The 6,846-nt window shown below is 61.5% G+C and carries 7 protein-coding genes; 5 read left to right on the top strand and 2 right to left on the bottom strand.

The window, feature by feature from the left end; all coding sequences use genetic code 11:
• Positions 1 to 1,527 (bottom strand): transcriptional regulator TyrR (gene tyrR / locus UN63_RS16430; protein WP_104488575.1); only part of this gene is annotated, 1,527 nt, incomplete at its 3' end.
• Positions 1,528 to 1,755: 228 nt separating this feature from the next.
• On the opposite strand from tyrR, the gene UN63_RS16425 reads away from it, so the two are divergent.
• The 5 genes from UN63_RS16425 (at position 1,756) to UN63_RS16405 (ending at position 6,186) form a co-directional block, all read left to right on the top strand.
• Positions 1,756 to 2,316, top strand: coding sequence for an acyl-CoA thioesterase (locus UN63_RS16425; protein WP_104488574.1), 561 nt, complete (start codon positions 1,756 to 1,758; stop codon positions 2,314 to 2,316).
• A 12-nt stretch (positions 2,317 to 2,328) separates the two neighbouring features.
• Complete coding sequence (locus UN63_RS16420) at positions 2,329 to 3,753, top strand: aminotransferase-like domain-containing protein (RefSeq protein WP_104488573.1); 1,425 nt, start codon at positions 2,329 to 2,331, stop codon at positions 3,751 to 3,753.
• Positions 3,754 to 3,922: 169 nt separating this feature from the next.
• Positions 3,923 to 5,311, top strand: a complete 1,389-nt coding sequence (ccoG, locus tag UN63_RS16415) for a cytochrome c oxidase accessory protein CcoG (protein WP_104488572.1) — start codon at positions 3,923 to 3,925, stop codon at positions 5,309 to 5,311.
• Positions 5,312 to 5,451: 140 nt separating this feature from the next.
• Positions 5,452 to 5,769 (top strand): DUF4144 family protein, encoded by a 318-nt coding sequence (locus tag UN63_RS16410; RefSeq protein ID WP_104488571.1) that lies wholly within the window; start codon positions 5,452 to 5,454, stop codon positions 5,767 to 5,769.
• Positions 5,770 to 5,790: 21 nt separating this feature from the next.
• Positions 5,791 to 6,186: a septal ring lytic transglycosylase RlpA family protein gene (locus UN63_RS16405; RefSeq protein WP_104488570.1), complete on the top strand. Its 396-nt coding sequence runs from the start codon at positions 5,791 to 5,793 to the stop codon at positions 6,184 to 6,186.
• Here the strand turns inward: UN63_RS16405 and UN63_RS16400 are convergent.
• The gene (locus UN63_RS16400; protein ID WP_104488569.1) at positions 6,134 to 6,718 is read right to left on the bottom strand and encodes a histidine phosphatase family protein; all 585 of its coding nucleotides are present in this window, start codon (positions 6,716 to 6,718) and stop codon (positions 6,134 to 6,136) included. The two genes, UN63_RS16405 and UN63_RS16400, sit on opposite strands and share 53 nt — an antisense overlap.
• Positions 6,719 to 6,846: the final 128 nt, after the last annotated feature.

Here is a 6,846-nt window from a genome sequence, read left to right as displayed (position 1 = left end):
GTAGTCCTTGAGCTTGTTGGCGATGGCGGTGTGGGAGATGTTGAGCCGCTTGGCCAGCTGTCGAGTGGAGGGATACTCCGGATAGAGCCGCTCAAGCAGGATACGCTCGAAACCCTTTACCGCGTCTTCCAGCGAGCCTTCGCACAGGGTATCCAGCCCCTGCAGGCTGTTCTGCTCTGGCAGTGCCAGTTCGGTCAGGCTCAGTTCGTCCCCTTCCAGCAGGCTGATGGCCCGATACAGGCTGTGGCGCAGCTGGCGCACGTTGCCCGGCCAGGGGTAATGCTGCAGATAGTCGCTCAGGCTCCGCGCCAGTCGGGGGCGGGGGCGCTCCAGCTCGGCGGCGAAGCGAATGCAGAAATGCTGGGACAGCGGCAATATGTCTTTCTGCCGTTCGCGCAGGGGCGGAATGCGCAGGTTGAGCACGTTGAGCCGATAGAATAAGTCCTGACGGAACTGACCGCCCTGTACCAGGGTGGCCAGATCCTGCTGGGTGGTGCAAATGACCCGGATATCCACCTTTACTTCCTGCTCGTCGCCGAGGCGACGGAACACGCCGTCCTGCAGAACACGCAGCAGTTTCATCTGCATCAGCGCCGACATTTCGCCGATTTCGTCCAGCAACAGGGTGCCGCCGTTGGCCTGATCCAGCACCCCGCGCTTGCCCTGGGTGTTGTTGCCGAAGGCGCCGGCGGCGTAGCCGAACAGCTCGTTTTCGGCGGCGTCGTCGGGAATGGCTGCGCAGTTGAGCAGTATGAAGGGGCCTTCACCGCGCAGGCTGGCGTGATGGCAGGCGCGGGCCAGCAGCTCTTTGCCGGTGCCGGTTTCGCCCTGGATCAGCAGGGGCGCGTCCAGGGTGGCGAGCCGGCGGGCTTCGCGAAGCAGTTTTTCCATGGCCGGGCTCTGGGCGACAAAGCCGTCGAAGTGGCCGCTGTCGCGGCTGCGCATCACCTTGAAGTGCTGGCCGATGCGATAGGCGGACTTGAACACCACCACGGCGCCGGCCAGGCTCTGGTCGCCGGACTCTTCGGTGACCCAGATGGGCAGAAAGTCGGCCAGATAGGGTTCGCTGTCCAGGGTGACTTTTTCGCTCAGCGGCTGGGGCGAGGCCTGCTCCAGCCAGCGGCCGACATGCACGCCTTTCAGCAGCGGGCCCAGGGGTTGCTGCACCAGTTGCTGGGGGCTCTGGTCGAGCAGAGCACAGGCGGCGTCGTTGGCCAGGGTTATCTGGCCGCGGGTGTCTACCGCCACCACCGCATCGGGCAGCGCCTTGAGCAGTGCCATAATGGCGTTATGTTCCTGCTCCGAGGGCATGCAGGCGATGGTTTTGACATCGAATACCCCGGGAATGCGACGAATGGCCGGCATCAGATGCTGCAGGGCGGCAAAGTCGAGGGTAGGGAAGTTGAGATAGATGATGCCGCTGATATCGATTTCGATACCGCGCAGGTCAATCTGGTGCTCCACCAGGATGTCGAGCAGCTCCCGGGTCAGGCCCAGGCGGTCTTCACAGGTCACTTTTAAGCGCATGGTAATGTCTTGAACCACTTCGGGGTGTAAATAATACCTTACACCTAGGGCCGATACGAGCCCCCACCGGATGACCTGTGCCGCAAACTTCAAAAAAGTCGGCATTTTCTGCTACCGAATGGTTTACGGCGGGCGATGGCTCATACATTCTTGCCTCCTTCATTCGGCCCGGCGCCGGTATGATACAAATTCAGACTATTTCAGCACACATGATATTCAGGTGAAGTAATGAGCGAAGCGGTTTATAGAACGGTCAAGTCGTCACAGGTAATCCTCAAGGAACTGATGGTGCCTTCTTATGCCAATTTCGGTGGCAAGGTGCACGGCGGCATTATTCTGTCGTTGATGGATAAAATTGCCTATACCTGCGCAGCCACCCATGCCAAGGGCTATTGCGTGACCGCCTCGGTCGACTCGGTGGACTTCGTCAACCCGGTCGAAGTGGGCGATTTGCTGACCCTGTATGCGTCAGTTAACTACGTGGGCAAAAGCTCGATGGAAGTGGGCATCAAGGTGGTGTCTGAAGACTTCAGACAGGGCATCGTCAAGCACACCAATACCTCTTACTTCACCATGGTGGCGCTGAACGAAGAAACCCGCAAACCCTGCTCGGTAGCCGGTTTGCAGCTGGAAGACGAAGAAGAGATCCGCCGCTTCGTGATGGGCAAGCTGCGCAAGAAACTGCGCCGCGCCCACCAGCAGGAAATCACCGACATTCGCCGCGCCCTGGAGCTGGGTCAGGCCATCACCCAGCTGGAAGGCGAAAACTGCCTGTTTCCGAAGGACTAAGCAGCCTGGAACATGAGCCGATACGAGCAGCTGGCACAACAGCTGCGTGAGCAGATCCGCACCGGAGTCTGGCAGGAGGGCGACAAATTGCCCTCGCTGCGCGAAACGGTGCGGCGCTCGGGGCTGAGCCTGATGACGGTGCTCAGCGCCTACCAGTTGCTCGAAAGCCAGGGCTGGATCCGTTCCCGGCCCCAGTCCGGCTATTTTGTCGCACCCGCCCGGGAGGCGACCGGCTATCAAGCTCCGCCGCCGCTGCTGCCGGCGGAAACGGTAGATATCAACGCCTTTATCTTCAGCGTGCTGCAGGCTGGCAATAACCCCGGCTGTGTGGCCCTGGGCTCCGCCTTTCCTGACGCCTCGCTGTTCCCCAGACATCAGTTGTCCCGATCTTTGAGCAGGGTAGCCCGGCAGATGCACGCCGAAGGTACCGGCGTGACGCTGCCGCCGGGCTGTGCCGATTTGCGCCGCAGCATTGCCCAGAGATACGCCGCCCGGGGCATGGACATTTCGCCCGACGAAATCGTGATCACCTCGGGCGCCCTGGAGGCGCTCAACCTCAGTCTGCAAGCCCTGACCCGCCCCGGAGACTGGGTGGTGGTGGAGTCGCCGGCTTTTTACGGTGCCTTGCAGGCTATAGAGCGGTTTCAGCTCAAGGCGGTGGCGGTGGCCACGGATCCTCAGCAGGGTATGGATCTCGACGCCCTGGCCCTGGCCCTGCGGCAATACCCGGTCAAAGCCTGCTGGCTGATGAGCCATTGCCAGAATCCGCTAGGCGGCAGCATGCCGGCGGCCAACAAGCAGCGGTTGCTGGCGCTGCTGGCCGAGCACGGCGTCAGTCTGGTCGAGGACGATGTCTACGGAGAGCTGTACGCCGGCCTGGATCCGCCCTTGCCGATCAAGGCCTGGGACAGGGAGGGGCGGGTGCTGCACTGTGGCTCTTTCTCCAAGACCCTGGCCACCGGCTTTCGGATTGGCTGGGTGGCGGCGGGGCAGCAGTCCGAGGTTATTCAGCGGCTGCAACTGATGAGCACCCTCTCGACCAGTGCCCCCATGCAGCTGGCCCTGGCCGACTATCTGTCTTCCCATCGGTACGACAAGCATCTGCACACCCTGCGGCGCACGCTGGAGCAACGCAAGCACATCTTCTACCGGGCCATTCAGCGGGCTTTTCCCGACTCGGTACGGGTTTATTACGCCGAAGGCAGCTATTTTCTGTGGCTGGAGCTGCCGGCGCACTGCTGCGCTACCCGCTTGTACTGGCGGGCGCTGGAAGAAGGCATCACCATAGCGCCTGGCCGCATGTTCGCCGCCGACGAGCAGTACCGGCACTGTTTTCGGCTGAACGCCTCGCTGCCCTGGGATCCGCGCAGCGAAACGGCGATTAACCGGCTGGCCGAATTGATTGTCGAGATCATCGCCGAGGGGCCGCAAACCTGAGTGCGTCGGTACTGTTATAGGAATTATCTCACCAGCTGCCACTGTTATGCCTTATTCGGTGGCAACTGTGCATGTTGTGGGGCGACCGCCCGTGTTTTACTGCGCCGGTCGTAACAGCTGATGCCGGCCGGCATCGGCCTGCCTTTCTCATAACAAGCATGTGAGCCCTATGGAAAACCTTTCTTCCCGGATTGACGTCAAGGTCTGTACCGATCCCCGGCCCATCGATCAGGGTCATGTCTATGTACGAGCCCAGCGCGGACGCTGGCAGCGTTTGCGCCAGTCGACAGGCTGGGTGCTGATGCTGCTGTTTCTGGTCGGCCCCTGGCTACGCTGGAACGGGCAACAGGCCCTGCTGCTGGATCTGGAGCAGCAGCGCTTTCATCTGTTCGGCATCACCATCTGGCCGCAGGATCTGACCCTGCTGGCGTTGTTTTTGATGGTGGCCGCCTTTGGTCTGTTTTTTATCACCGCCTTTCTGGGGCGGGTATGGTGCGGCTATCTCTGTCCGCAGACGGTGTGGACCTTCTGGTTTATCTGGGTGGAAGAGCGGCTGGAAGGCAGCGCCAACAAGCGTCGCCAGCTGAACAAGGCCCCCTGGAGCCTGAACAAGGTGACGCGCAAGGGTGGCAAGCACCTGATCTGGCTGCTTATTTCTCTGCTAAGCGGCTTTACCTTCATCGCCTATTTCGTGCCGGCCGCCGAGCTGGGTATCGGGCTGCTGCAGTGGTCTGCCGGTCTGCTGCCCACTTTTTGGGTGGGGTTCTTTGCTCTCTGCACCTATCTCAACGCAGGCTGGATGAGGGCTATCATGTGTACCCACATGTGTCCCTATTCTCGCTTTCAGTCGGCGATGTTCGACAAGGATACCTACAGCATCGCTTACGATGCCGGCCGTGGTGAACGGCGAGGCCCGCGTTCGCGCAAGGCCGATGCCAGGGCGCAGGGGTTGGGAGACTGCATCGACTGCAATCTGTGCGTGCAGGTGTGCCCCACCGGCATCGATATTCGGGATGGTCTGCAATACGAGTGTATCAACTGCGGCGCCTGCGCCGATGCCTGCGACCAGACCATGAACCAGATGGGCTATGCCACCGGCCTTATCCGCTATGCCAGCGAGCGTCAGCTGGGCGGCGGCAAGACCCGGCTCTGGCGACCCAAACTGACAGCCTATGGTCTTATGATGGTGCTGATGCTGGGAGTACTGGTTTATGCCGCCGCCAACCGGGTGCCGATGGCGCTCGACGTGCAGCGGGATCGCAACCAGCTGTTTCGGGAAACGCCGGAAGGCTTGGTGGAAAATACCTACACGCTCAAGCTGTCGAACCGGACCCAGCAACCCCAGCTCTATCGGGTACGGGTGGAAGGAATGGAAGCCTTGAGCTGGGTGGGAGCGGTTGAGGTGATAGTGCCGGCCGGGGAGATAGTCAATCTGCCCATCAGCCTGGCCGTTGACCCTTACCTGTTGCGAGGCCGAATGCACCCGCTCCGTTTCGTGGCTGACAACAACGAGACGGCAGTCGGCGCCGAGAGCCAGTTTTTCAGCCCGGGGTGGTAACAGAGTCGCATCGGTTCAGGCAGACGAGCCGGTGCGGCGGATATGATAAAGTGACGGCCGTTAAGGCCGTCACTTTCGTGGACGGGGATTGGCTCGAAGGTGACGCGTACACCCCATATTGAATACAGGAGTGAGTAAAAATGATTCACTGGCCGGCCATCATCGAGTTTGCCGGGGGGCACGGTTATGCCTGGGTGGCGGACCTGGATGAGGTGACCGAGCACAGGCCCGGGGTGGGTGATCGGCTGCTCGACAGCCAGGGTTATCCGCACCTTCTGTCGCAGCAAACAGGGGGTGGCCTGTACTGGCAGCATCAGCTGCGGTTAGTATCGCTGTTTGAGCTCAATGCCGGGCTTAGAGTCTATGCCGCGAGCCTTGGGATCTGCTGCACCAGTAAACTGGTGGTGCGCACCCCGGCCGAGGCCATAGCACTGGTGGCCTGGCTGGAGCAGCAATAGTCGATACAAGAGGCAGACTCGATGACATTTCCCTTACGCTGGCTGTGGTGGCTGCCGGTATTACTGCTGTTGCAGGCCTGTAGCAGTATCCCCACACTACCCGTTGCGCCCACGACCACACCGGTTGCCGGAGTACAAGGCATGGCGTCCTATTACGGAGCCCGCCATCATGGTCGCAAAACCGCCAGTGGCGAACGTTTTAATCAAAATGCGCTGACCGCGGCCCATCGTACCCTGCCATTCGGCACCCGGGTGCGGGTAACCAACCTCAATAATCAAAAGTCGGTTGTCGTGCGTATCAACGACCGGGGGCCCTACGCCAAGGGGCGGATCATCGACTTGTCCGCCGAGGCGGCCCGGGAGCTCAACATGATTCGGGCGGGCGTGGCCAAGGTGCGGGTGGAGCGGCTGGAATAGTCAGCACACTCAGCGCCCGATAAGCCACGGGGCGGGGCCAGTCTCCGGCTGCCGTGGGCACGCTTCGGCCTGCCGTCAGCAGCCGGGCGGCGTTGATCCAGCCCGCATGCCCCACCGCCAGGTGTGGCGTGTCGGCCAGGGTCGCCAGCCACCGCTCTACCCGGGCAAAGAGCTGGCGCAGGTTTTCGCCGCCGCCGGGAGCATGGTCGGCAAACCGTTCACACCACAAGTCAATCTCGGCCCTGGGAATATGCTGCCAGGGGCGACCGTCCCAGTTACCGAAGTCCACTTCTGCCAGCGTCGGGGCCACCTCACATCGAAAGCCGCGTTGCGCCAGTATCCTGCCCACACCCAGCGAGCGCTGCAGCGGGCTGACCCATATCACCTTTGCCAGCCCGTTGCGCCGGGCGAAGCGCTGGATCTGGTTGGCCAGACGGCGCAGCTTGCGTTTATCCACTCCCATATCGGTTTGCCCCAGACAGAGTCCGGCGGCGTTCAGCGGCTTGGGATGACGCCAGATATAAAGCGTCATGGCGTGTCCTTGAAGTGAAATGAGTGAAACTGATGGAGACACCGGGCTACTCCTCCCCCTTGGCAGCGGCGTGACGGGCATAGCGGCGGATATTCTCCAGGGGGAGGCGGGGTGGGGGTGTTGAACCC

This window comes from Oceanisphaera arctica (genome assembly GCF_002936955.1).
Classification (GTDB): Bacteria; Pseudomonadota; Gammaproteobacteria; order Enterobacterales; family Aeromonadaceae; genus Oceanimonas; species Oceanimonas arctica.
The sequence above is the reverse complement of the archived record's forward strand: the minus strand, read 5'-3'. Positions and strand labels throughout refer to the sequence as shown.

Bases quoted from the DNA above. Each gene is read 5' to 3' on its own strand.
- UN63_RS16425 (WP_104488574.1), top strand. From the start codon at position 1,756: ATGAGCGAAGCGGTTTATAGAACGGTCAAGTCGTCACAGGTAATCCTC.
- UN63_RS16420 (WP_104488573.1), top strand. From the start codon at position 2,329: ATGAGCCGATACGAGCAGCTGGCACAACAGCTGCGTGAGCAGATCCGC.
- ccoG (WP_104488572.1), top strand. From the start codon at position 3,923: ATGGAAAACCTTTCTTCCCGGATTGACGTCAAGGTCTGTACCGATCCC.
- UN63_RS16410 (WP_104488571.1), top strand. From the start codon at position 5,452: ATGATTCACTGGCCGGCCATCATCGAGTTTGCCGGGGGGCACGGTTAT.
- UN63_RS16405 (WP_104488570.1), top strand. From the start codon at position 5,791: ATGACATTTCCCTTACGCTGGCTGTGGTGGCTGCCGGTATTACTGCTG.
- UN63_RS16400 (WP_104488569.1), bottom strand. From the start codon at position 6,718: ATGACGCTTTATATCTGGCGTCATCCCAAGCCGCTGAACGCCGCCGGA.